General features: G+C 71.5%; 23 protein-coding genes. 13 read left to right on the top strand and 10 right to left on the bottom strand.

The window, feature by feature from the left end; all coding sequences use genetic code 11:
- Window positions 1–203: 203 nt before the first annotated feature.
- Window positions 204–716 carry a peptide-methionine (S)-S-oxide reductase MsrA gene (msrA, locus tag AC3ET3_RS21060; protein ID WP_435612640.1) on the top strand — a complete coding sequence of 171 codons (513 nt, stop codon included), beginning with the start codon at window positions 204–206 and terminating at the stop codon, window positions 714–716.
- A 205-nt stretch (window positions 717–921) separates the two neighbouring features.
- On the opposite strand, the gene AC3ET3_RS21065 is transcribed toward msrA, so the two are convergent.
- Window positions 922–2,040 carry a hypothetical protein gene (locus tag AC3ET3_RS21065; RefSeq protein ID WP_435612641.1) on the bottom strand — a complete coding sequence of 373 codons (1,119 nt, stop codon included), beginning with the start codon at window positions 2,038–2,040 and terminating at the stop codon, window positions 922–924.
- Window positions 2,041–2,171: 131 nt separating this feature from the next.
- Between AC3ET3_RS21065 and AC3ET3_RS21070 the strand changes: the two genes are divergently transcribed.
- Window positions 2,172–3,326: a cystathionine gamma-synthase gene (locus AC3ET3_RS21070; RefSeq protein WP_432134706.1), complete on the top strand. Its 1,155-nt coding sequence runs from the start codon at window positions 2,172–2,174 to the stop codon at window positions 3,324–3,326.
- Between the two features lie 51 nt (window positions 3,327–3,377).
- Here AC3ET3_RS21070 and AC3ET3_RS21075 read toward each other — a convergent pair whose 3' ends face one another.
- From AC3ET3_RS21075 to AC3ET3_RS21090, 4 genes are all read right to left on the bottom strand, one after another.
- Window positions 3,378–3,758 carry a hypothetical protein gene (locus tag AC3ET3_RS21075; protein ID WP_432134707.1) on the bottom strand — a complete coding sequence of 127 codons (381 nt, stop codon included), beginning with the start codon at window positions 3,756–3,758 and terminating at the stop codon, window positions 3,378–3,380.
- Between the two features lie 66 nt (window positions 3,759–3,824).
- Entirely contained in the window at window positions 3,825–4,079 is a 255-nt protein-coding gene (locus AC3ET3_RS21080; protein WP_432134845.1) for a hypothetical protein, read from the bottom strand.
- 28 nt (window positions 4,080–4,107) lie between these two features.
- On the bottom strand, window positions 4,108–4,611 hold the full coding sequence (locus tag AC3ET3_RS21085; protein WP_435612642.1) for a sigma factor-like helix-turn-helix DNA-binding protein: 504 nt from the start codon (window positions 4,609–4,611) through the stop codon (window positions 4,108–4,110).
- 257 nt (window positions 4,612–4,868) lie between these two features.
- Window positions 4,869–5,381: a MarR family winged helix-turn-helix transcriptional regulator gene (locus AC3ET3_RS21090; protein WP_432134846.1), complete on the bottom strand. Its 513-nt coding sequence runs from the start codon at window positions 5,379–5,381 to the stop codon at window positions 4,869–4,871.
- Window positions 5,382–5,543: 162 nt separating this feature from the next.
- On the opposite strand from AC3ET3_RS21090, the gene ilvA reads away from it, so the two are divergent.
- The 3 genes from ilvA (at window position 5,544) to AC3ET3_RS21105 (ending at window position 8,814) form a co-directional block, all read left to right on the top strand.
- Window positions 5,544–6,773 (top strand): threonine ammonia-lyase, encoded by a 1,230-nt coding sequence (gene ilvA / locus AC3ET3_RS21095; RefSeq protein WP_435612643.1) that lies wholly within the window; start codon window positions 5,544–5,546, stop codon window positions 6,771–6,773.
- A 224-nt stretch (window positions 6,774–6,997) separates the two neighbouring features.
- Window positions 6,998–7,975 carry an ATP-binding cassette domain-containing protein gene (locus AC3ET3_RS21100; protein ID WP_432134710.1) on the top strand — a complete coding sequence of 326 codons (978 nt, stop codon included), beginning with the start codon at window positions 6,998–7,000 and terminating at the stop codon, window positions 7,973–7,975.
- Window positions 7,972–8,814, top strand: coding sequence for an ABC transporter permease (locus AC3ET3_RS21105; protein ID WP_432134711.1), 843 nt, complete (start codon window positions 7,972–7,974; stop codon window positions 8,812–8,814). Before AC3ET3_RS21100 ends, AC3ET3_RS21105 begins: the two co-directional genes overlap by 4 nt.
- Window positions 8,815–8,941: 127 nt before the next feature.
- Here AC3ET3_RS21105 and greA read toward each other — a convergent pair whose 3' ends face one another.
- Both greA and AC3ET3_RS21115 read right to left on the bottom strand, forming a co-directional pair.
- Window positions 8,942–9,442, bottom strand: coding sequence for a transcription elongation factor GreA (greA, locus tag AC3ET3_RS21110; protein ID WP_432134712.1), 501 nt, complete (start codon window positions 9,440–9,442; stop codon window positions 8,942–8,944).
- A 221-nt stretch (window positions 9,443–9,663) separates the two neighbouring features.
- On the bottom strand, window positions 9,664–10,065 hold the full coding sequence (locus AC3ET3_RS21115; protein WP_432134713.1) for a DUF4307 domain-containing protein: 402 nt from the start codon (window positions 10,063–10,065) through the stop codon (window positions 9,664–9,666).
- Window positions 10,066–10,221: 156 nt separating this feature from the next.
- Here AC3ET3_RS21115 and mca point away from each other — a divergent pair, with 156 nt between their 5' ends.
- From mca to AC3ET3_RS21130, 3 genes are all read left to right on the top strand, one after another.
- A complete protein-coding gene (gene mca, locus AC3ET3_RS21120; protein WP_432134714.1) occupies window positions 10,222–11,103 on the top strand; it encodes a mycothiol conjugate amidase Mca in 882 nt (293 codons plus the stop codon).
- Entirely contained in the window at window positions 11,096–11,416 is a 321-nt protein-coding gene (locus AC3ET3_RS21125) for a hypothetical protein (protein WP_432134715.1), read from the top strand. The genes mca and AC3ET3_RS21125 overlap by 8 nt, the downstream gene beginning before the upstream one ends.
- A 329-nt stretch (window positions 11,417–11,745) precedes the next feature.
- A complete protein-coding gene (locus AC3ET3_RS21130; protein WP_435612644.1) occupies window positions 11,746–12,054 on the top strand; it encodes a hypothetical protein in 309 nt (102 codons plus the stop codon).
- Between the two features lie 209 nt (window positions 12,055–12,263).
- Here the strand turns inward: AC3ET3_RS21130 and AC3ET3_RS21135 are convergent, their stop codons facing one another.
- On the bottom strand, window positions 12,264–12,830 hold the full coding sequence (locus tag AC3ET3_RS21135) for a Uma2 family endonuclease (RefSeq protein WP_435612645.1): 567 nt from the start codon (window positions 12,828–12,830) through the stop codon (window positions 12,264–12,266).
- Between the two features lie 197 nt (window positions 12,831–13,027).
- Here AC3ET3_RS21135 and AC3ET3_RS21140 point away from each other — a divergent pair, with 197 nt between their 5' ends.
- The 5 genes from AC3ET3_RS21140 to AC3ET3_RS21160 all read left to right on the top strand — a co-directional run bounded on the left by AC3ET3_RS21140 (window position 13,028) and on the right by AC3ET3_RS21160 (window position 21,842).
- Window positions 13,028–15,085 (top strand): thioredoxin domain-containing protein, encoded by a 2,058-nt coding sequence (locus AC3ET3_RS21140; protein WP_435612646.1) that lies wholly within the window; start codon window positions 13,028–13,030, stop codon window positions 15,083–15,085.
- Window positions 15,086–15,278: 193 nt separating this feature from the next.
- Window positions 15,279–16,547 carry a glycosyltransferase gene (locus AC3ET3_RS21145; RefSeq protein ID WP_432134719.1) on the top strand — a complete coding sequence of 423 codons (1,269 nt, stop codon included), beginning with the start codon at window positions 15,279–15,281 and terminating at the stop codon, window positions 16,545–16,547.
- Window positions 16,544–18,202: an ArnT family glycosyltransferase gene (locus AC3ET3_RS21150; RefSeq protein ID WP_432134720.1), complete on the top strand. Its 1,659-nt coding sequence runs from the start codon at window positions 16,544–16,546 to the stop codon at window positions 18,200–18,202. Before AC3ET3_RS21145 ends, AC3ET3_RS21150 begins: the two co-directional genes overlap by 4 nt.
- A complete protein-coding gene (locus AC3ET3_RS21155) occupies window positions 18,199–19,395 on the top strand; it encodes a glycosyltransferase (RefSeq protein ID WP_435612647.1) in 1,197 nt (398 codons plus the stop codon). Before AC3ET3_RS21150 ends, AC3ET3_RS21155 begins: the two co-directional genes overlap by 4 nt.
- Window positions 19,396–19,460: 65 nt before the next feature.
- Window positions 19,461–21,842, top strand: coding sequence for a galactose oxidase family protein (locus AC3ET3_RS21160; RefSeq protein WP_432134847.1), 2,382 nt, complete (start codon window positions 19,461–19,463; stop codon window positions 21,840–21,842).
- Here AC3ET3_RS21160 and AC3ET3_RS21165 read toward each other — a convergent pair.
- Both AC3ET3_RS21165 and AC3ET3_RS21170 read right to left on the bottom strand, forming a co-directional pair.
- On the bottom strand, window positions 21,829–22,569 hold the full coding sequence (locus tag AC3ET3_RS21165) for a Mut7-C RNAse domain-containing protein (protein ID WP_432134722.1): 741 nt from the start codon (window positions 22,567–22,569) through the stop codon (window positions 21,829–21,831). The two genes, AC3ET3_RS21160 and AC3ET3_RS21165, sit on opposite strands and share 14 nt — an antisense overlap.
- A 35-nt stretch (window positions 22,570–22,604) precedes the next feature.
- The gene (locus tag AC3ET3_RS21170) at window positions 22,605–23,234 is read right to left on the bottom strand and encodes a TetR/AcrR family transcriptional regulator (RefSeq protein ID WP_488187251.1); all 630 of its coding nucleotides are present in this window, start codon (window positions 23,232–23,234) and stop codon (window positions 22,605–22,607) included.
- Window positions 23,235–23,238: the final 4 nt, after the last annotated feature.

Here is a 23,238-nt window from a genome sequence, read left to right on the forward strand (position 1 = left end):
CCGGACGCCCGGCCCCGCCGGACGGGGCCGGGCGTCCGGACGGCGGGGCCGGGCCTCGGGAGGGGCCGGCGACCGCCGGGCCGACCGGGGGAGCACGGAATCGTTCGCGGCCCTCGCGCGTTGGAGACGGTGGGCATCGGATGGCGGTGGCGTTCGAGCCGAGCACGCCGAGTCACCGAGCTGACACGTATGGGAGGGCCGCAATGGCTGGGCAGACGCAGAGGGCCGTGCTGGCCGGCGGGTGTTTCTGGGGAATGCAGGAGCTGATCCGCCGGCTTCCGGGGGTGACGGCGACCCGGGTCGGATACACCGGGGGTGACGTGTCGAACGCGACCTATCGCCACCACGGCACGCACGCGGAGGCCATCGAGATCCTTTTCGACCCCGAGAGGACCGACTTCCGCGCGATCCTGGAGTTCTTCTTCCAGATCCACGACCCGAGCACCAGGAACCGCCAGGGCAACGACATCGGCGCCAGCTACCGCTCGGCCATCTACTACGTCGACGACGAGCAGAAGCGGATCGCCGAGGACACGATCGCCGACGTGGACGCCTCCGGCCTGTGGCCGGGCAAGGTCGTCACCGAGGTGGAGCCGGTCGGCCCCTTCTGGGAGGCCGAGCCCGAGCACCAGGACTACCTGCAGCGTTACCCGGACGGCTACACCTGCCACTTCCCGCGCCCGGGATGGCGGCTGCCCGCCCGCGCCCAGGACTGACCCGCACCACGGCCCGGCGGGAAGCGAAGGCTTCGCCGCCGGGCCTTGCCTGTACCTGCGTCTGTGCCTGCGCTTGCGCCTGTGCCTTTGCCTGCGTCTGTGCTTGCGCCTGCCGGGCGACTTCCCGAGGTGTCTTCGCGCGGCGCACCCGTTCCGATCCGGGCGCCGGGGCCGGGTGCCGAGGCTGCCGGTCCGAGGGGCGCCGTCAGCCCAGCAGCATCGCCGGGCTGCCGCCGTTCGCCTCGTACCCCGCCACCGCCAGCGCGCGGTGCACGGCGAACTGGGCGGCCGGTTCGGCGCTCAGGGTCCACGGCAGCGCGCCGACGTGTCCGTCCACGCGCACCAGCTGCTCCATCGCCTCCGCCCAGCGCTCGGCACGCACCAGGAAGAAGACCAGCAGGTGGCGGACGTGCGCCGCCATCGGGTCCTCGGGGTCGGCGGAGTGCACCGCGTACAGGGCGCCGTGCATCGCCTTGGTGACGGTCTCGCTCCGGTAGAAGCTCGTGACCAGGTTCACCTCGGGCAGGTGCTCGAACACCGCGAACAACGGCAGCGCGGCCAGCAGCGAGCCCTCCGGCGCCCGGGCGGCCGCCGTCTCCGCGAACTGCGCCGCCAGCTCCCGCGAGCCGTGCCACTTCTCGCACCAGTAGTGCAGCGCCGCCAGATGCGCGCCCATGTGGTACGGCGCCCGGTCCAGGATCCGCTGCCACAACTCCTCGAACTCCGGGCGCGGGTAGCCGAGCCCGCGCGCCACGGACAGCTCGATGACGTACGGCACCGGATCGCCGGGGGAGAGCAGCGCCGCCTGGCCGCAGGCGTCCTTGGCCTCCTCCATGATGATCCGGAAATCCTCCGTGCCCGGCGTCGCGGTCCGCCACGCCTGCTGCACCAGGAACTCGGCGTACACCGCCGCGCCGCCCGCGTCCTTGGGCGCCTCGGTCCGCCACACGCGCAGCCACTGACCACCGGGCGTCTCGCTCACCCCGCCCGGCCGCTGCGCCAGCTCCAGCGAGGCCGCGCCCGCGAAGGCCTGCACCCGCTGCCAGCGGATCTCACCGTCCGTCTCGGTGCCGGCCAGCAGCTGCTGGGCCGCCCGGTAGTCCTGGGTGCGCTGCACCACGTCCAGCACCTCCAGCAGGTCCTGGTCGGGCCCCGGCATCCGGACGTCCAGCTCCTCCTCGCGTACGAAGCCGTAGTTCGCCGGGTCGGCGGCGTCCGGGTGCCCCGGCAGGACCCGGGTGATCCCTCGGCCCCGGCGCAGCAGGTAGGGCACCAGCACGAAGCCGATCAAGAGCACCGCCATCAGGCCCCAGAGAATCTCCATGTGACCAGCGAACCAGACCGCACCGACAATTGGCCAACCCCGGCCCCCCGGCCTGTGGAAAACCCCGCTCTCCCCACGCCCCTGCGAAGCCGTCCGGCACGGGAGCGCCGGGCGGACTACGCTCGGTGCCCATGAGCGACAGGCACATCAGTCAGCACTTCGAGACCCTCGCGATCCACGCGGGCAACACCGCCGATCCCCTCACCGGTGCCGTGGTCCCGCCGATCTACCAGGTCTCGACCTACAAGCAGGACGGCGTCGGCGGCCTGCGCGGCGGCTACGAGTACAGCCGTAGCGCCAACCCGACCAGGACCGCCCTGGAGGAGAACCTCGCGGCTCTGGAGGGCGGCCGCCGCGGTCTCGCGTTCGCTTCCGGACTGGCGGCCGAGGACTGCCTGTTGCGTACGCTCCTCAGCCCCGGCGACCACGTGGTCATCCCCAACGACGCCTACGGCGGCACCTTCCGGCTGTTCGCGAAGGTCGTGGCCCGCTGGGGCGTGGAGTGGTCGGTCGCCGACACCGGCGACCCGGCCGCCGTACGGGCCGCGATCACGCCGAAGACCAAGGCCGTGTGGGTCGAGACACCCTCCAACCCGCTGCTCGGCATCACCGACGTCGCCGCCGTCGCCCAGGTCGCCCGGGACGCCGGCGCGCGGCTCGTCGTCGACAACACCTTCGCCACGCCTTACCTGCAGCAGCCGCTGTCGCTCGGCGCGGACGTCGTCGTGCACTCGCTGACCAAGTACATGGGCGGCCACTCCGACGTCGTCGGCGGCGCGCTGATCACCGCCGACGAGACCCTGGGCGAGGAGCTGGCCTTCCACCAGAACGCGATGGGCGCCGTCGCCGGTCCGTTCGACTCCTGGCTGGTGCTGCGCGGCACCAAGACGCTGTCGGTGCGCATGGACCGGCACAGCGAGAACGCCGGCAAGATCGCCGACATGCTCACCCGGCACGCGCGCGTGACCCGGGTCCTCTACCCGGGCCTGCCCGACCACCCCGGCCACGAGGTCGCCGCCAAGCAGATGCGGGCGTTCGGCGGCATGGTGTCCTTCCGGGTCGAGGGCGGCGAGGAGGCCGCCGTCGAGGTCTGCAACCGGGCGAAGATCTTCACGCTCGGCGAGTCCCTCGGCGGTGTCGAGTCCCTCATCGAGCACCCCGGACGCATGACCCACGCCTCCGCCGCCGGCTCGGCCCTGGAGGTGCCCGGCGACCTGGTCCGTCTCTCCGTCGGCATCGAGAACGCCGACGACCTGCTGGCGGACCTGCAGCAGGCGCTCGGCTAGGGACGCGACCGGCCCGGCCGCCATGACGGGTGGCCGGGCCGTGTCAGGCCGTCAGTACAGCGGCCGCAGCGGTGGCGCGGGCATCAGCCGGCAGGCGAACGCGATGTTGGTCAGCATCATGATCCCGGTGAAGCCTCCGATGCCGCCCAGCCACAGCGGCACCAGCGGAAGGAGGAGCAGCGCCGCGGCCCACGCGCGGAACACCGCCGTACTGCCGTACTGCTTGATCAGCCCCAGCAGCAGCAGAAGGAACAGCGCGAGCGGCGCCAGGACCGCCAGCAGGTCGGCCAGCTCCACCAACTGCCCGACGAACATGGGCCAGAAGGCCCGATCGGGCTCCGGGTCCAACGGTGCCACGGCGCAGGCGACGGCATACCCCGCGCCGAGGACCAGGACATACCGGATCGCGCAGATCGCATACCACTCACCCACAGCTCACACTGCCTCTCCGGCGGCCGCACGACGGGACGCCTCATGATCGGCCACGCCGCGGCCGGCTCACCAGCCCGTCAGGGGCGGGGTGGTGTCCGACGGGGGCTCGACCCACGGGCGGGCGGTCAGGGACCACACCGTGAACGCCACCACCGCCGCGACCAGTGCCAGCCACAGCAGCCGTCGGACCAGCCTCTCCCGCCGCAGACGGCGCGCGCCCAGGCGCAGGGCGTCCTCGTACAGCTCCGGCGGGACCGGGGCCGGCCGGTCCGAGCCCTCCAGCAGGTGTCTCACGGCGGCCTCGCGCTGCGGGCGGTTCATGATCACGACCGCCACCTCCCCGGCGCCCTCATGACGGGGCCACCTTCGCGCCGGCCGGCGGCCGCACCGGAGCGGGCGGCGGGCGCAGCAAGGTCGTCGTCGCCCGCTCGCACACCGCGTGGACCCGCTCGGCGGGCATGCCGAGCAGGGCGCCCACCTGGTCCTCGCCGACCCCCTCGTACCACCGCAGGACCAGCACCAGCCGCTCCCGGGGGGTGAGCGGAAACAGCGGACTGTCCGGGTGCGGGCGCGCGCATCCACGGCCGCCGTACTGGTGCCAGGCCCCGTCGGCGAAGCGGACGGCCAGATGGCGCCGGGTGCGGTCGTACGGGTCCTCGCCACGCAGCCGGTGCCAGGACGCGTACGTGTGCGCCAGGGCCAGGGCCAGCAGCCGCCGCGCGCGCGGGTTGGCGACGGCGGACTCGCCCGTCAGCAGCGTGGCCGTGTGCAGCAGCCGGCCCCCGGCTCCCGCGACGAACGCCTCGAACTCGCGGGCCCGGCGGACGTCCTGCTCCAGGTGTCTGTCTCCCACGCGCGCCTCCCCCCGACGCCGCTTTCGCACACCGACCTCACCGACCGGCCCTCTCTCATCTGAGGCCAGCCGCGCCCCACCGGTCAAGGGGTGCGCACGGGCCGGTGGTACGAGCGCAGGCGCGCGGCGACGAGACACGCGCGCCGACGACGACGCGGCACGCGCGCGGTGACGGAGGCGAGGGGGAGCGCGCCGGGGTGGCGGGAAGCCCGCACGGCGAGGGCAGGGCACGCGTGCGGCGCGGCGGCCCCGTCGGGTCAGGAAGCCTGCGCGGGGGACGCCTCCGAGCCCGGCAGGCCGTGGGCCGCCATCCGGGACGACAGCGCGCCATTGAAGCGCGTGAGGAGCGCGCAGAACGCCTCGCGCTCCTCCGGCGCCCAGTCGTGGGTCAACTCGGCCATCAACTGACGCCGCGAGGAGCGCACCTCCTCCAGACGCGCCTGCCCGCGCGGGGACAGCTGGAGCACCACCGCCCGCCCGTCCTCGGGGTGCGAGGTGCGCTTGACGAGCCCCGTCTCGACCAGCGGCGCGACCTGCCGGGTGACCGTCGAGGAGTCGATGCCCATGCTCGCGGCCAGTGCCTTCACACCCATCGGCCCCTCCTTGTCCAGGCGGTTGAGCAGCAGGTACGCGGCGCGGTCCATGGAGTTGCGCAGCTGCCCGACCCCGCCGAGCCGGGTCTGTTCGGCACGGCGGGCGAAAAGCGCTACCTCGTGCTGCAGCGTGTCGAGAAGACCGGTGTCACCGACGGTCGTCATGTCCATCGACATCTCAGGCGTTGTGGGCATGGCCGGGGGCTCACTTCATCAGGGGTGCTGGGTTGGGGAAACAGGTTACGCGGCCCGAAGCCGTGCCGTACCTGCCCCGCGCAAACCGATCTCGCCGGTTGGTCACAGCGCTCGCTCCCGCCTGTGAACTGCGATGCTGGAGTCATGAGCTCCAGCACGACTGACATCCTGCGGCCGGTCACCCTCGACGACGTGCGCGGCGCCCAGAAGATGCTGTCGGGCGTGGCACGGACGACCGCCATGGAAGGCAGCAGGTACCTGTCCCAGCTCGTCGGCGAGCCCGTGCACCTCAAGTGCGAGAACCTCCAGCGGACCGGCTCCTTCAAGCTGCGCGGCGCCTACGTACGGATCGCCGGGCTGCTCCCGGAGGAGCGGGCCGCCGGGGTCGTCGCCGCCAGCGCGGGCAACCACGCGCAGGGCGTGGCACTGGCGTCGTCGCTGCTGGGCGTGCGGGCGACGGTCTTCATGCCGCGGGGCGCGCCCCTGCCGAAGATCAGCGCGACCCGGGACTACGGCGCCGAGGTGCGCCTGCAGGGCCAGGTCGTCGACGAGACGCTGGCCGCCGCCCAGGAGTACGCGGCCGAGACCGGCGCGGTGTTCATCCACCCCTTCGACCACCCGGACATCATCGCCGGGCAGGGCACGGTGGGCCTGGAGATCCTGGAGCAGTGCCCGGAGGTGCGCACGGTCGTGGTCGGCATCGGCGGCGGCGGTCTCGCGGCGGGTGTCGCGGTGGCCGTGAAGTCGGTGCGGCCCGACGTGCGGATCGTCGGGGTGCAGGCCGCCGGGGCGGCCGCGTACCCGCCGTCGCTGGCCGCCGGGCACCCGGTGGCGCTCGGCAACCCGGTCACGATGGCCGACGGCATCAGGGTGGGCCGGCCCGGTGACGTGCCGTTCGCGATCGTGCGCGACCTGGTGGACGAGGTGCGCACGGTGAGCGAGGACGAGCTGTCCACCGCGCTGCTGCTCTGCCTGGAGCGGGCCAAGCTGGTGGTGGAGCCGGCCGGCGCCAGCCCCGTCGCCGCGCTGCTGCACGACCCGGGCGCCTTCGAGGGGCCGGTCGTGGCGGTGCTGTCCGGCGGCAACGTCGATCCCCTGCTGCTGCAGCGCGTGCTGCGCCACGGCATGGCCGCGCAGGGCCGCTACCTGGCGGTACGGGTCCGGCTGACGGACCGGCCGGGCGCGCTCGCGGCGCTGCTCGGGGTGCTGTCGGGGGTGGACGCCAACGTCCTCGACGTCAGTCATGTCCGCACCGACCCGCGCCTCGGGCTGACGGAGGCGGAGGTGGAGCTGCATCTGGAGACCAAGGGCCCGGCCCACTGCGCCGAGGTCGGCCAGGCCTTGCGCGCGGCGGGCCACACCGTGCTCGGCTGACACCGCCCACCGCCCACTGCCCACCGCCCCGACACCGCGGCCACCTCGATACCCCGACACCGCGCCCACCCCATACTCCGACACCGCGCCCACCCCGGCACCGCTCTTCCCCTGACCCCGTCTCACCCGTTCGGATGCACCGCCGACAAATCCATTGAGACACGCGATACATCGCGTTACTGTTCCCACTCGAAGACGTATCCCCGACGACGCGGAGAACTTCTATGCCAGGCGCCATCCATGCCGAGGGGCTGGTCAAGACCTTCGGAGACGTCAAGGCTCTGGACGGCGTCGACCTCGACGTCCCGGAGGGCACGGTCCTGGGCCTGCTCGGCCCCAACGGAGCGGGAAAGACCACCACCGTCCGCTGCCTGACGACCCTGCTGCGCCCCGACCGCGGCCAGGCATCGGTGGCCGGCATCGACGTCCTCGCCCACCCCGACCGCGTGCGCCGCTCCATCGGCCTGTCCGGCCAGTTCGCGGCGGTCGACGAGTACCTGACCGGCCGCGAGAACCTGCAGATGGTCGGGCAGCTCTACCAGATGCGGGCGAAGGCGGCGAAGGCCCGCGCCGACGAACTGCTGGAACGCTTCGACCTCACCGACGCCGCCGACCGCCCCACCAAGACCTACTCGGGCGGCATGCGCCGCCGCCTCGACCTGGCCGCCGCCCTCGTGGTCTCCCCGCCGGTCATGTTCATGGACGAGCCCACCACCGGTCTCGACCCGCGCAACCGCCAACTGCTGTGGGAAGTCATCAAACAGCTCGTCTCCGGCGGTACGACCCTGCTGCTGACCACCCAGTACCTGGAGGAGGCCGACCACCTCGCCCACGAGATCGCGGTCGTCGACCACGGCCGGGTCATCGCCCGCGGCACCTCCGACCAGCTCAAGGCCCGCACCGGGGGCGAGCGCGTCGAGGTCGTGGTGCACGAGCGCGAACACATACCGGCCGCGGCGGAGGTGCTGACCGGCTTCGGCAAGGGCGACACCGCGATCGAGGAGCACATGCGCAAGCTCACCGTTCCGGTCACCGGCGGTGCCAAGCTCCTCGCCGAGGTCATCCGCGAGCTGGACGGCCGGGGCATCGAGATCGACGACATCGGCCTGCGCCGCCCCACCCTCGACGACGTGTTCCTCTCCCTGACCGGACACGCTGCCGAGTCCGAGGACACCACCACCGAGCAGGAGACCGCCCGATGAGCACCCTCACCGACACCGTGCGCGGCACCGCCGTCGGACAGTCCGCCCGTGACTCCCTCGTCGTCGCCAAGCGCAACGTGATCCGCATGACCCGCATCCCCGAAGTGATCATCTTCGGGCTGGTCCAGCCCATCATGTTCGTCGTGCTGTTCAGCTATGTCTTCGGCGGCTCGATCAGCGTCCCGGGCGCCGGTCTCAGCGCGTCCGGATACCGCGAGTTCCTGATGGCGGGCATTTTCGCGCAGACCGTCACCTTCGCCACCGCCGGGGCGGGCGCGGGCATCGCCGACGACATGCACAAGGGCCTCATCGACCGCTTCCGCTCCCTGCCCATGTCGCGCGGCGCGGTCCTCACCGGCCGCACCCTCGCCGACCTCGTCCAGACGACCCTGACCCTGGTCGTCCTCGCGCTCGTCGCCGTCCTGGTCGGCTGGCGCACCCACGCGAACTTCGCCGAGGTGCTCGCGGGCTTCGCCCTCCTGCTCCTGCTCGGCTACGCGTTCTCCTGGATCGGCGCGCTGATCGGCCTGTCCGTGCGCACCCCCGAGGCGGCCACCTCCGGCGGCCTGATCTGGCTGTTCCCGCTGACGTTCATCTCCAACGCCTTCGTGCCGGCCGAGAACATGCCGTCGTTCCTGCAGACCATCGCCTACTGGAACCCCTTCAGCGCCACCGTCCAGGCGTGCCGGGAACTCTTCGGCAACTTCCCGGAGGGCTACCCGGTACCCGACGCCTGGCCCATGCAGCACCCGGTGTGGGCCTCGCTGATCTGGTCCGTCCTGATCATCCTCGCCTTCCGTACCCTCGCCGTCCGCAAGTACCGCCGGGCAGCCGGCTGAGAGGGTTCGCACGGCGCAGCCGGCCCGCCGGGTCACCCCGCTGCGCCCCGGTGCGCGGTGGTCCCGACGCCGCGCCCCCGGTGTCCCGAGGGACGCCGGGGGCGGTCGGTCGCAGGGCGGCTCTGGGTCAGCCGTTGTAGGGGTCGGCCTTGAGGATGCGCACGGAGGCCTTCTTGCCGTTGGGCAGCTCGTACTCGGCGTCCTCGCCGACCTTGTGGCCGATCACGCCGGCGCCCAGCGGGGACTGCGGCGAGTACGTCTCGATGTCGGCGCTCGCGTATTCGCGCGAGGCGAGCAGGAAGGACAGGGTGTCGTCCTCGTCGCCGTCGAAGGCGATCGTCACGACCATGCCGGGCGCCACCGCACCGTCCGTCGACGCCGGGGCCTCGCCGACCTGGGCGTTCTCCAGAAGCTGGGTCAGCTGGCGGACACGGAGTTCCTGCTTGCCCTGTTCCTCCTTCGCCGCGTGGTACCCGCCGTTCTCGCGCAGGTCGCCCTCCTCGCGCGCGGCCGCGATCTTGGCGGCGATCTCCGTGCGCGCAGGACCAGTAAGGTACTCAAGCTCATCCTTGAGCTTGTTGTACGCCTCCTGGGTCAGCCAGGTGACGTTCTCGCTGGTCTGGGTCACAGGGTGCTCCTCGTCGGTACTGGGAATACAAAGCATCGCCCTACCCAGAAGCATGTTCCTCCATGGGAGGGCGAAACCACGAGCCTAACAATTCAGTGGCCACAGGGGGAGGACATAAGCCACCAGAATTACGTCAGCGCAGGTCACCGCCCACGCATTCCAGGCGACGGCGCCGCGTCGACCAGGGCTAAGCCGAGCCCCGGCCGGGGGCCGGCCGGGCTTCAGCCGACGTGGCAGCCGAGCAGCTCGGCGGTCGTGCCCTTCTCCGTGGTACGCAGGGTGACCACCCGGTCGATACGGGTGTCCGGGCCGGAGAAGCGGAAGTCGGCCCGGCCGACCTCGGCCCCGTCGGCGGCCTGCGAGCGGATCGTGCAGTAACCGTCGACGCCGGCGTCCTTGTGGACCTCCAGATGCACCCGCACGGCGTCATCGCTCGCCTGGAAGGCGATCACCTGTCCGCTGATCTCGTTCTTGGCGATGTAGTGGTAGGCGAAGTACCCCATCAACGCCAGCAGCACCACGCCGAACGCCCCCGCGGCGATCTTGAGTCTGCGGTCGGCGCGCTCGTCCGAGGAGCGGCCGTAACGCCCCTCGGGTACTCGGGGGCTCGCCGTCGTACTCATGATCGTCCTCTCGGCAAGGGCATCGGCGGGGCGGTGACCGTCCGAAAGCCGCCCGCCCGGTCCGGCCCCGGAATTATTCGACCCCCGATTCCGTCACTATAGAAGCCGCCGTTAGCCCCCTTCGACGTGGGGCGCCGACACTTGAGGATCTGAGTCTTGACTGACCAACTGCGACTGATGGCCGTGCACGCCCACCCCGACGACGAGTCCAGCAAGGGCGCGGCCACCATGGCGAAGTACGTTTCCGAGGGGGTGGACGTGCTGGTGGTGACCTGCACGGGCGGGGAGCGCGGTTCCATCCTCAACCCCAAGCTGCAGGGCGACGCGTACATCGAGGAGCACATCCACGAGGTACGCAAGAAGGAGATGGACGAGGCCCGGGAGATTCTCGGCGTCAAGCAGGAGTGGCTCGGCTTCGTCGACTCGGGCCTGCCCGAGGGCGACCCGCTGCCGCCGCTGCCGGAGGGCTGCTTCGCCCTGGAGGACGTCGACGAGGCCGCCGGCGAGCTGGTGAAGCAGATCCGCGCCTTCCGTCCCCAGGTGATCACCACCTACGACGAGAACGGCGGGTATCCCCACCCCGACCACATCATGACCCACAAGATCTCCATGGTGGCGTTCGAGGGCGCGGCGGACACCGAGAAGTACCCCGAGGACCGCTTCGGGCCCGCCTACCAGCCGCTCAAGCTCTACTACAACCAGGGCTTCAACCGGCCCCGCACCGAGGCGCTGCACCAGGCAATGCTCGACCGGGGCCTGGAGTCCCCGTACGGGGAGTGGCTGAAGCGGTGGAAGGAGTTCGAGCGGGTGGAGCGCACGCTGACCACGCACGTCCCGTGCGCGGACTTCTTCGAGATCCGCGACAAGGCGCTGATCGCCCACGCCACGCAGATCGACCCCGACGGCGGCTGGTTCCGGGTGCCGATGGAGCTCCAGCGGGAGGTCTGGCCGACGGAGGAGTACGAGCTGGCGAAGTCGCTCGTGGACACCTCCCTCCCCGAGGACGACCTCTTCGCGGGCATCCGGGACAATGCCTGACATGAGCGCAAGCGTGAGTGTGGCAGCGGCCCAGCTCCTCCCCCTCGCCAAGGAGATCGACGAGAACAAGGTCACCCCCGGTGTCCTGGGCTTCCTCGTCTTCGCGGCGATGGCGGTGGCGGTGTGGGCCCTGATGAAGTCGATGAACCGGCACATGGGCAGGGTCGACTTCAAGGAACCGGAGGCCCCCTCCTCCGGCGAGGCGGCCCCGTCCGGCGAGGCGATTCCCTCCCAGGAGCGGGCCGCCTCCGTGGGGAACGTCACCTCCGGGGAGAAGACCGCCTCCGGCGAGAAGGCCCAGAAGAAGGCCTAGGAGCGCCCGGGCCAGTGGTGGCCCAGAGCGCGCTCACCGGCTCGGTGGCGGCACCTCCACGCCCGTCACCCGGTGGGCGTGGAGGTCCGCCGCCATGCCGAGGCGCGCCAGGCCTGCCGCCCGCCTCCAGCGACACCTCGCGCTCCGGCCCCAGCCGGCAGCCGCCGACCCCGGCGTCACACAGCGGGCGCGCCGACCGCCTCGTCATACAGGGCCCACGCCCGCGCCGTGCGCGCGTTGCCCGCGCCCACCAAGGCCGGCTCCCCGCAGGTCCACGCCTCGCCGTGCGCGACACCGATCCGCCGGAAGCCGGCGCGAGCGTCTCTCCCGTGGCTGCCGCCGCCCCGCGTCTGGGTCGGCTGCTGCCGCTTTTCCTCAGCGCGCTGGTGGTGCTCGGGGGGATTACTGCCGCGTACACCGTGGTCCAGTTGTACGGGCCCGAGCAGTTGGTCGGCGGTGCCCAGGCGCCCCAGCTCTTCAGCCAGTTCACGGGCGTCGCGCTGTGCGTCGCGGTGGGCTTCGGCGTCGCCGCGCTCCTCGTCGGCTTCCTTGCCCCGTCCAGAGCGGGCACCGGGCGGACGCGCGCGGCCCGGCGGAGCGTCCCAGCCGAGCAGGCGCCCACCACGACCCACGCCTGAGCCATGGCGTATGGCTGGGCCGGGCACCCCTTGGCGTTTCCTGTCCGGTGCGGCAGGGGGTTGCGACGCCGACCGCAAATGACCGGCGGGACGAAGCGTGTGTCTTCACGGTGCGTGCCGGGGTTGTGAAGACCTGCCGTGCGGATTCGATGGACGGCGACGTGTCCGGCCACCTTCCGCGCCCGAAGCCACGGATGCCCGCAACGTCCCTACATGTCCCCGAGATCGACCGTGAGGGAGAAAGGTGCGGTGGCCTTCACCGTGCCGGTGAACATCTCGCCGTCCCTGTAAGCCTTGGTGGCGGGGTCGAGGACGTAGGTGTAGACGATCGGGACGCCGGTGGCGGCCTGCTCGACCCGCCAGTAGAAGGGGATGCCGGACTTGGCGTACTGGTCCACCTTCACGACGCGGTCGGTTGTTTCCGAACCGGGCGACACGACCTCGACGACCAGGAGCACATGCTCGGGGCGGGTGGGCGTGACGTCGATGGTCTCCGCCCGGTAGACGGTGACGTCCGGACGGCGGTTGGTGAGGGGAACGTCCTGCAGTCGGACGTCGAAGTCCGTGTCCGCGTTCCAGTCGGGCCCCGCGGCGGCGTCCAGGGCATTGGCCAGGATCCGAGCCAGCCGGTTGTGCCGTTTGGAGGCGCTCGGGCTCACGACGACCATCCCGTCCACGATCTCGATGCCGGCGCACTGCTCCTCGGACCAGGAGTCGTACTGCTCCGCGCTGATCTGCGAATGCATCCACGCGGGCGCCACCATCTCGGCGGTCATGGTGTACCTCCTTGGAGGAGCCTCGGCAGGGCCGGCACTGCTGCGCCCAGCCTACTGTTCCGAGGTGTCGGGCTGCCCGTCTCGGAGGGGGACGGAGTCGCCCACTGCGTAATGGCGCACGAGTGCAAGTCAGCCGAGCTCAGCGATCCCGTGAAGGCTTCATCGGTCGCGCCGGGCGCTGTGAGAGGCTGGGGCGCATGAACCGGTTGGCTGGTGTGACCTCGCCTTATCTGCTTCAGCACGCTGACAATCCGGTCGACTGGTGGCCGTGGGGACCGGAGGCGTTCGAGGAAGCGAAACGGCGCGATGCACCCGTTTTGTTGTCGGTCGGATACTCCGCGTGTCATTGGTGCCACGTCATGGCGCACGAGTCCTTCGAGGACGACGACACCGCTGCGTACCTGAACGAGCACTTCGTGAGTGTGAAGGTCGACCGCGAGGAGCGCCCCGACGTCGACGCCGTGTACATGGAGGCGGTGCAGGCGGCCACGGGTCAGGGCGGCTGGCCCATGACCGTGTTCCTGACCCCGGACGCCGAGCCGTTCTACTTCGGCACCTACTTCCCGCCCGCGCCGCGCCACGGCATGCCGTCCTTCCGGCAGGTGCTGGAGGGCGTCCACCTGGCCTGGGACGAACGGCGGGAGGAGGTCGCCGAGGTGGCCGGGAAGATCGTGCGGGACCTGGCCGGTCGGGAGATCTCCTACGGCGGCACCGAGACACCGGGCGAGGAGGAGCTGGCGCAGGCGCTGCTCGGCCTCACCCGGGAGTACGACCCGCAGCGCGGCGGCTTCGGCGGCGCGCCGAAGTTCCCCCCGGCCATGGTGATCGAGTTCCTGCTCCGGCACCACGCCCGCACCGGCTCCGAGGGGGCGCTGCAGATGGCACGGGACACGTGTGAGCGGATGGCGCGCGGTGGCATCTACGACCAGCTCGGCGGCGGCTTCGCCCGCTACTCGGTGGACCGGGACTGGGTGGTACCCCACTTCGAGAAGATGCTCTACGACAACGCCCTGCTGTGCCGGGTGTACGCGCACCTGTGGCGGGCCACCGGTTCGGAGCTCGCCCGGCGGGTCGCGCTGGAGACCGCCGACTTCATGGTCCGTGAACTGCGCACGCCCGAGGGCGGTTTCGCCTCCGCGCTGGACGCGGACAGCGACGACGGGAGCGGCCGGCACGTCGAGGGGGCGTACTACGTCTGGACGCCGCGGCGGCTCGACGAGGTACTCGGGGAGGACGCCGGGCTCGCCGCCCGGTACTTCGGCGTGACCGAGGAGGGCACCTTCGAGCACGGCTCCTCGGTGCTTCGGCTGCCGCAGCAGGAAGAGGTGTTCGACGCGGCGCGGATCGACTCGGTGCGGGCCCGGATGCTCGCCGCCCGCGCCGAGCGGCCGGCGCCGGGCCGGGACGACAAGGTGGTCGCCGCCTGGAACGGGCTCGCGGTCGCCGCGCTCGCCGAGACCGGCGCCTACTTCGACCGGCCCGATCTGGTGGAGGCCGCGGTGGCCGCCGCCGACCTCCTCGTACGGCTGCATCTGGACGACCGGGCGCGGCTCAGCCGGACCAGCAGGGACGGGCGGGCCGGGGCGCACTCCGGGGTGCTGGAGGACTACGCGGATGTCGCCGAGGGGTTCCTGGCCCTGGCCTCGGTCACCGGTGAGGGCGTGTGGCTGGAGTTCGCCGGGTTCCTGCTGGACCATGTGCTGGCCCGTTTCACCGGTGAGGACGGCACGCTGTACGACACGGCGGTGGACGCGGAGCGGCTGATCAGGCGGCCGCAGGACCCGACCGACAACGCGACGCCCTCGGGGTGGACGGCGGCCGCGGGCGCGCTGCTCGCCTACGCCGCGCACACCGGTGCGTCGCCCGCGCAGGGGGCCGGGGGCGGTGCGTACCGGGCGGCGGCCGAGAAGGCGCTCGGCGTGGTGAAGGCGCTCGGGCCGCGGGTGCCGCGGTTCATCGGGTGGGGGCTGGCGGTCGCCGAGGCGGCGCTGGCCGGGCCGCGGGAGGTCGCCGTGGTGGGGCCCGCGCTGGACGATCCGGCGGCGAGGGAGCTGCACCGCACGGCGCTGCTGGGGACCTCTCCCGGGGCGGTCGTGGCCTACGGGACCGCGGGCAGTGAGGAGTTCCCGCTGCTGGCGGACCGGCCGCTGGTGGACGGGGAACCGGCCGCGTACGTCTGCCGTCACTTCGTCTGTGACGCCCCGACGACGGACAGCGAGCACTTGCGGGCGGCACTGAGCGGTGGAAACGGATAGGGAAGGACAAATTCCGCACCCGGGGGATCATCTCTGGTTCGGATAAGTCCGAGTAGTGTCGCGTCAACTCCGAAACAAGCCGTTTATCGCAACACCTCCCGCATTTCACGAATCCCCCCTAATCTCTCCACAGTGACGCGACGGGTGTGACGCGCCGTCGCGTCAGGGGGCTTCAAGATCTGGGGGGATCTGTTTGCTGACGTCTGTCTTCATCGCCGCCATCTCACTGGCCTTGTTCTGGATGGCGGCGTTCACCTTGTGGTGGCAGATGCACGCGTGGCGCACGCCCGAGGTGCTCGCCTCCACCCGCTTCGGCAGCCCCGAGGGGGACCAGCACGTGTCCTTCTCACTGCTGCTGCCGGCCCGGCACGAACAGGCCGTGCTCGACCACACCATCCAGCGGCTGCTGGAGTCCAGCCACACCGACTTCGAGATCATCGTCATCGTCGGCCACGACGACCCGGAGACCACGGCCGTCGCCCGCGCGGCCGAGGAGCGCGACCCGCGCGTCCGGGTCGTCGTCGACACCCACGAGAAGAAGAACAAGCCGAAGGCCATGAACACGGCGCTGCCGCACTGCCGCGGCGACGTCGTCGGGGTCTTCGACGCCGAGGACCAGGTCCACCCGGAGCTGCTGGCGCACGTCGACCACGCCTTCCGGACCACCGGCGCCGACGTCGTCCAGGGCGGCGTCCAGCTGATCAACTTCCACTCCAGCTGGTACAGCCTGCGCAACTGCCTGGAGTACTTCTTCTGGTTCCGCTCCCGGCTCCACCTGCACGCGCAGAAGGGCTTCATCCCGCTCGGCGGCAACACCGTCTTCGTCCGCACGGACGTGCTCCGGGAAGCCGACGGCTGGGACCCCGACTGCCTCGCCGAGGACTGCGACCTGGGCGTACGGCTCTCCAGCGTCGGCAAGAAGGTCGTCGTCGCCTACGACTCCGACATGGTCACCCGGGAGGAGACCCCCGGCAGCCTGATGTCCCTGCTGAAGCAGCGCACCCGCTGGAACCAGGGCTTCCTCCAGGTGTACCGGAAGAAGGACTGGAAGCAACTGCCCACCTTCGGGCAGCGGCTGCTCGCCCGCTACACCCTCATGACGCCGTTCCTTCAGGCGTTCTCCGGCCTCATCATCCCGCTCAACGTGGCGATCGCCCTCTTCCTCGACGTGCCCGTCGGGATCGCCTTCATCACCTTCCTGCCGGCCGTGACCGCGCTGGTCACCTTCGTCTTCGAGGTCGTGGGCCTGCACGACTTCGGCCGGCAGTACGGACTGCGCGTGCGCTTCGCCCACTACGTGAAGCTGGTCGTCGGCGGCCCCTTCTACCAGGTGCTGCTCGCCGGAGCGGCCGTCCGCGCCGTCTGGCGTGAGCAGCGCGGCCGCAACGACTGGGAGCTCACCACCCACGTCGGAGCGCATCTCACCGATTCCGCAGTGACCCGAGAGGACGTTCCTGCGTGACCTCCACCCTTCCCGCGGTGACCCGACCGAAGGTCCCCGCGCAGCGCCGAGCTGTGCCCGAGACCCCTCCGACCGGCCGGACAGCCCCGCCGAAGCGGCTGCGCTCGTCCCGTCCCGACCTCCTCCTGTGCGGCGCGCTCCTGGTGGCGATCCTCGTCGTGCAGGGCTGGAACATCGCCGACTACCCCACCCTCAGCGACGACGAGGGCACCTACCTCGCCCAGGCCTGGGCCGTCCAGGAGGGCCGCGGCCTCGCCCACTACACCTACTGGTACGACCACCCGCCGCTCGGCTGGATCCAGCTCGCCCTGCTGACCTGGATACCCAAGCTGATCGCCCCCGCGTCCATGACGGTCGCGGCGATGCGCGCGGCCATGCTCGTCGTCAGCGCGGTCAGCGCCGTCCTCCTCTACGTCCTCGGCCGACGGCTGTCCCTGCCCCGCTGGGCCGCCGGGCTCGGCATGGCGCTCTTCGGGCTGTCCCCGCTCTCCGTCGTCCTGCAGCGGGAGATCTTCCTCGACAACCTCGCCGTGATGTGGACGCTGCTCGCGTTCGCCCTGGCCGCCTCGCCCAGCCGCCACCTCTGGCACCACTTCGGCGCGGGCGTCGCCGCCGCGACCGCCGTCCTCACCAAGGAGACGATGCTCTTCGTCCTCCCGGCGGTCCTGCTCACCATGTGGCGGCACAGCCACCGCGACACCCGGAAGTTCGCCGTGACCGGCGCCGTCACCGCCTGCGCGCTGATCGGCTTCTCCTATCCGCTGTTCGCCCTCCTCAAAGGCGAACTGCTGCCGGGCAGCGGGCACGTCTCGCTCTGGGACGGCATCACCTACCAGATGACCCGCCCCGGCTCCGGCTTCATCCTCGACGCGGGCTCCGGCTCCCACGGCGTGCTGCGGTCCTGGCTGTACTACGACCACGTCCTGATCCTCGGCGGCCTGGCCGGCGCCCTGCTGCTCCTGGCCACCTGGCGCTGGTCGGTCACCGCCCGCGCCCTGGCCGGCCCCTCCCTCGCGGTGGCGGTCCTGGCCGTCGTCGCCATGCGGCCCAGCGGCTACCTGCCCGCCATGTACGTCATCCAGGTGCTGCCCTTCCTCGCGCTGGTCCTCGCGGGCGGCACCGCCAGCGTCGCCCACGGCATCCTGCGCCGACGGCGCGCCGACGGCGAGAAGCGGTGGCTGACCGGCGGGCGGTACGGCGTCGCCGTGCTCCTCGCGCTCGCCGCCGGCGCCTACGTCCTGCCGCGCTGGTACGACGGTGACCGCACCGCGATGACCGCCGACGCCAACGCCCCCTACCGGGCGGCCGCGAGCTGGCTGGACCGGGAGATCGACGACCCGGGGAACACCCGCGTCCTGGTCGACGACGCGCTCTGGCTGGACCTCGTCCACCAGGGCTTCCAGCCCGGGACCGGCGCGATCTGGTTCTACAAGGCCGACCTCGACCCCGCCGTGACGAAGACCCTGCCCCACGGCTGGCGCGACATCGACTACGTCGTCGCCTCACCCACCGTGCGCCGCGACGCCCCCGACCTGCCCGGCGTCCGGGCCGCCCTCGAACACTCCCGGCCCGTCGCCACCTTCGGCACCGGCGAGGACCGCATCGAGATCCGGGAGATCCAGACCACCGGCCAGGCCGCGGGAGGCGTCCGATGACCCACGAGTACACCGAGTACACCGCCCGCGTCCCGGAGACCGGGGCCACCGAGATCCCGGAGCCCGGGGCCGTCACCATCGTCGTACCGACCTTCAACGAGTCGCAGAACGTACGGCAGTTGCTGCACCAGATCACCGCGTCGGTGCCCGCCCGGCTGCCCTGCGAGGTCGTCTTCGTGGACGACTCCACCGACGACACCCCCGACGTGATCCGCGACGCGGCGAAGGACTGCCCGTTCCCGGTGACCGTGCTCCACCGCGAGCAGCCCGTAGGAGGGCTCGGCGGCGCGGTCGTCGAGGGCATGAAGGCGGCCGGCTCCGACTGGATCGTCGTCATGGACGGCGACTGCCAGCACCCGCCCTCGCTGGTGCCGGAACTCGTCGCCACGGGCGAACGGACGGGCGCCGGACTCGTCGTCGCCTCCCGCTACATCAAGGGCGGCAGCCGCGCCGGGCTCGCCGGCAGCTACCGCGTCGCCGTCTCCCGCGCGGCGACCTGGCTGACCAAGGCGCTCTTCCCGCGCCGGCTGCACGGCATCAGCGACCCCATGAGCGGCTTCTTCGCGATCCGCCGCAGCGCCGTCACCGCCGACGTCCTCAAACCGCTCGGCTACAAGATCCTCCTCGAACTCGCGGTCCGCAGCCGCCCGCGCACCGTCACCGAGGTGCCGTTCGTCTTCCAGGACCGCTACGCCGGAGAGTCCAAGTCGACCGCGCAGGAAGGCGTGAGGTTCCTGCGCCACCTCGCCGGACTGCGCACCGCCTCCCCGGTCGCCCGCATGGTCGGCTTCGGTCTGATCGGGCTCAGCGGTTTCGTGCCCAACCTGCTCGGCCTGTACGCCCTGACCGCCGCCGGGGTGCACTACGTGCCCGCCGAGATCCTCGCCAACCAGCTCGGCGTCGGCTGGAACTTCTACCTCATCGAGCACCTGCTCTTCCGCGACCGGCGCGACCACCGCCGCTGGTGGGACCGGCTCGGCCGGTTCGCGCTCCTCGCCAACGCCGACCTGGTGCTGCGCATCCCGCTGATCGCGCTGCTCGTGCACCGCTTCGGCATGTCGGCCCTGCCGGCCACCGCGCTGGCCCTGGTCACCACGTTCGTCCTGCGCTTCGTCGGCACCGAAGCGCTGGTCTACCTGCCGCGCAGGGGGATGCGCGGCAGCCGCCGTACCGCCGCTAGGAGGGCCGTGTGAGCCGTGTGACAAGACGCCGAAGGACGACCGCCATCCTGGCGGTGGCCGGGCTGACCGGGGGGCTGATGCTCAGCTCGCCGCAGTCCGCGTCCGCCGCCAATCTGATCAAGAACCCGGGCTTCGAGACCGCCGGTACCGGCGACATGCCGTACTGCTGGGAGAAGTCCGGCTGGGGGGACAACGACTTCACCTTCACCACCGTCAACGACGCCCACAGCGGCTCCAAGGCCATGAGGGTGGAGCTGACCCGACGCGTCGACGGCGACCGCAAGGCCCTGATCACCGAGTCGGCCGAGTGCGCGCCCACGGTGTCGCCGGGGCGGCAGTACGACCTGTCCCTCTGGTACAAGTCGACGACCCCGGACACCGCGGTGACCGTGTTCCGGCACGACACCACCGCCGGCTGGCAGTACTGGACCGACCTCAAGACCCTGGACATGGCCGCCGCCTGGACCCAGGCGTCGGTGCGCACCCCCGAGGTGCCGGCCGGCACCGACCGCATCACCTGGGGCGTGTCGGTGTACGGCACCGGCTCGGCGACCACCGACGACTACACCATGGAGCAGGTGGCGCAGCCCCTGCCGCCCGCCGACTGCACGGGCACCGCCGAGCAGTGCGCGGACGGGAAGTGGGACGTGCTGCCCACCCAGAACCCGGTGCGCTCCATGCACTCCGTCGTCCTCAACAACGGCAAGGTGCTGCTGATCGCCGGTTCCGGCAACAGTGAGGAGCTGTTCGCCGCGGGCACCTTCACCAGCGCCGTGTACGACCCCGCCGACGGCAGCTACAAGGTCATCCCGACCCCGAAGGACATGTTCTGCGCCGGGCACGTGCAACTGCAGGACGGCCGGGTGCTGGTGATGAGCGGCAACCGCGCCTACCCCGACGCGGCGGGCACGCACGGCTACGAGGGGCTCAAGGACTCGTACATCTTCGACCCGGCGACCGAGACCTACACCAAGACCAACGACCTCAACGACGGCCACTGGTACCCGTCGGCGACGATCATGGGCAACGGTGACGTGTTGTCGTTCGGCGGGCTGCGGGAGGACTCGACCGGATCGGTGACCGCCGAGCGCTGGTCGGACGCGCAGCAGAAGTGGCTGCCGACCTGGCAGGTCAACCAGACCTGGTCGTACTGGGGCCTGTACCCGTCGATGATCCTGATGCAGGACGGCCGCCTCTTCTACTCCGGCAGCCACGTCTTCGGCAACAACATCCCCGGCACGGGCTCGGCGATCTACGACTACGACGCCAACACCATCACCGAGGTGCCGGGTCTGCAGAACAAGGACCAGCGGGACCAGTCGGCGAGCGTGCTGCTGCCGCCCGCGCAGGACCAGCGGGTCCTCACCCTCGGCGGCGGCAACATCGACAGCAACCCCGACGGCAACCGGCTCACCGACGTCATCGACCTCAAGGCCGCCAACCCCGCCTACGTCGCCGGGCCGCCGCTGCCGCAGGGCACCGTCGACCTCGGCAACGGGCCGGTCGCCGAGACCGGCGCGCAGGGCAAGATGTACGTCTCCGCGGTCCTGCTGCCCGACGGCAAGGTGCTGGAGACCGGCGGCGCGCTGCACAACCGGGCCGACCCGGTGTACGAGTCGTCGCTGTACGACCCGGCCGCCGGCACCTTCGACCCGGTGGTGCCGGACCCGGAGGAGCGCGGCTACCACTCGTCGGCGTTCCTGCTGCCCGACGGCCGTGTGATGACCACCGGCGACAACCCGGGCAACGGCAGCTGGAACCACGACGTGTCGATCTACAGCCCGCCCTACCTGTTCAAGGGCGCCCGGCCGTCGATCACCTCGGTGATCGACTCCGAGTGGAACTACGGCGACACCCAGCGCATCACGGTCGACCGGCCCATCGCCAAGGCGGAGCTGATCCGGCCGGCGGCGGTCACCCACTCCTCCGACCCCAACCAGCGGTTCGTGGACCTGCCCCTGTCCGTCGACGGGAACAACGTCGACCTCAACGTGACGAGCAACCCCAACCTGGCGCCGCCCGGCTGGTACATGCTCTTCGCGGTCGACGCGAACGGGGTGCCGTCGGTGGCCGAGTGGGTCCACCTGACGGGTCCCGCCGCCCTGAGCACCGACTCGCTGTCGACGTTCTCGGTGTCCTCGTCGAGCGGCGCGCCGTCGCCGCACATCCACTCCTTCGCGGACGACCTCCAGGGCAAGGTGACCAAGCCGGGGCAGAAGCGGACGTCGCAGCCGCTGAGCACGGCGATCTCCGGGTGCGACCGGCACTACGGCTCCGCCAACGTGTGCGTGCCGACGGTGTTCCCGGCCCAGGTGAAGAGGACGACGGCGGCCCGCTGCGAGTGGCTGCGCAAGAACGAGTACGGGCGGCTGGCCGTCAACGGCAAGGACGACCCGCTGAAGCTGGACCGCAACCGCAACGGGGTCGCGTGCGACGCGCAGGACGTCAGGCGTCGCTGACCGGCTCCTGACGCAGGCTCAGGGCGTCCTCCACGATCGCCACCAGCTGGTCGTGGTGGGCGCCCTTCCAGTACGCGCGGCCGCAGTCCGCGCACCGGGCGAAGACGTCGTACGTCCGCCGGGTGCCGTGCTCCAGCTGGTCGGCCACCTCCTCCTTGGTGGCCTCGCGCAGCAGGCCGTTGCAGGCCGTGCAGCGGGTCCAGGGTCGTAGCTCGGGGCGGAAGCGGCCGAGGATGTCGCGCAGCTGGTCCTCGGGGCGGGTGCTGTAGACGTAGGCGCCGGCCCAGAGTTCCCGGCGGCGCAGCAGGCCACGGTCGCGGCTGAGCATGACGCGCTTCTCGGCGGCGGAGAGCGCGGCGAGCGCCGGGTCACCGAGGTCGGTGGACTCGTACGCGGTGTCGACGCCGAGCAGGCGCAGCCGGCGGGCCAGGGTGCCGAGGTGGACGTCGAGGAGGAAGCGCAGGGGGGCGCCGGGCACCCGCTGCGGGTGGGCGACCGGCCCGACCAGGACCGACTCGCCGTGCGCCGGGACGTGGGACACCGGGACCTCGCGGCCGTCGACGGTCAGGGTGCCGACCTCCGTGAGCGGCACGCCGAGCGACTCGACGACATGGCCGAGGGTCGACACACCGTCGACGGCGAGCGCGGTGGCTCCGGCACGGCGGTGGTGCGGGACGAAGACGGCCAGTTCGGGAGCTACTTCGACGTGGATCTCGGGTGCGTTCACCCGGTCAAGGATGGCACGGGCCGGGCGGCCCGGCCTCAGGATTTCCGGTCCGGCAGGCCGTGTTCCAGGACGTCGAGGGCGCGGTCGAGGAGCGGGGCGAGGTCGCCCTCGTGGCCGTGTTCCGCCCAGTACATCGACGTCTCCATCAGGCCGCCCATGAGGGCCATCGCGTGGACGCGGACCTCCAGGCTGTCGGGGGCGAGTCCGGTGCGCTCGCTGATCGCGGTGGACAGCATGCGGCCGGTGACCGACATGGTCTCCATCATCCGCGAGCGCACCGCCGGGACGTGGACCAGCAGGTGGGTGCGCAGCCGCGCCACCTCCCGGTCCTCCTCGACCCCCACCCGGGCGGCCGCCAGCATGACGTGCCGGATGGAGTCCGCCCACGGCTCGTCCGCCGGGCGGTCCCGCAGCATCTCCATGAGGACCGGGTCGTACTCGTCGGTGAGGACGATGTCCTCCTTGGTGGGGAAGTACCGGAAGACGGTCGACGGGGACACCTCGGCGCGCTCGGCGATCTGGTCGATGGTCGTGGCCTCGTAGCCCTGCTCCTTGACCAGTGCGTACATCGCCGTGCGGATCGCCTCCCGTGTCTTGATCTTCTTGCGCTCGCGCAGTCCGAGGCGGGGGCGGTCGGCGGGGGAGGTGCTTCGTGCGGCCGTCATGCAG

Source organism: Streptomyces sp. bgisy159 (assembly GCF_057707805.1).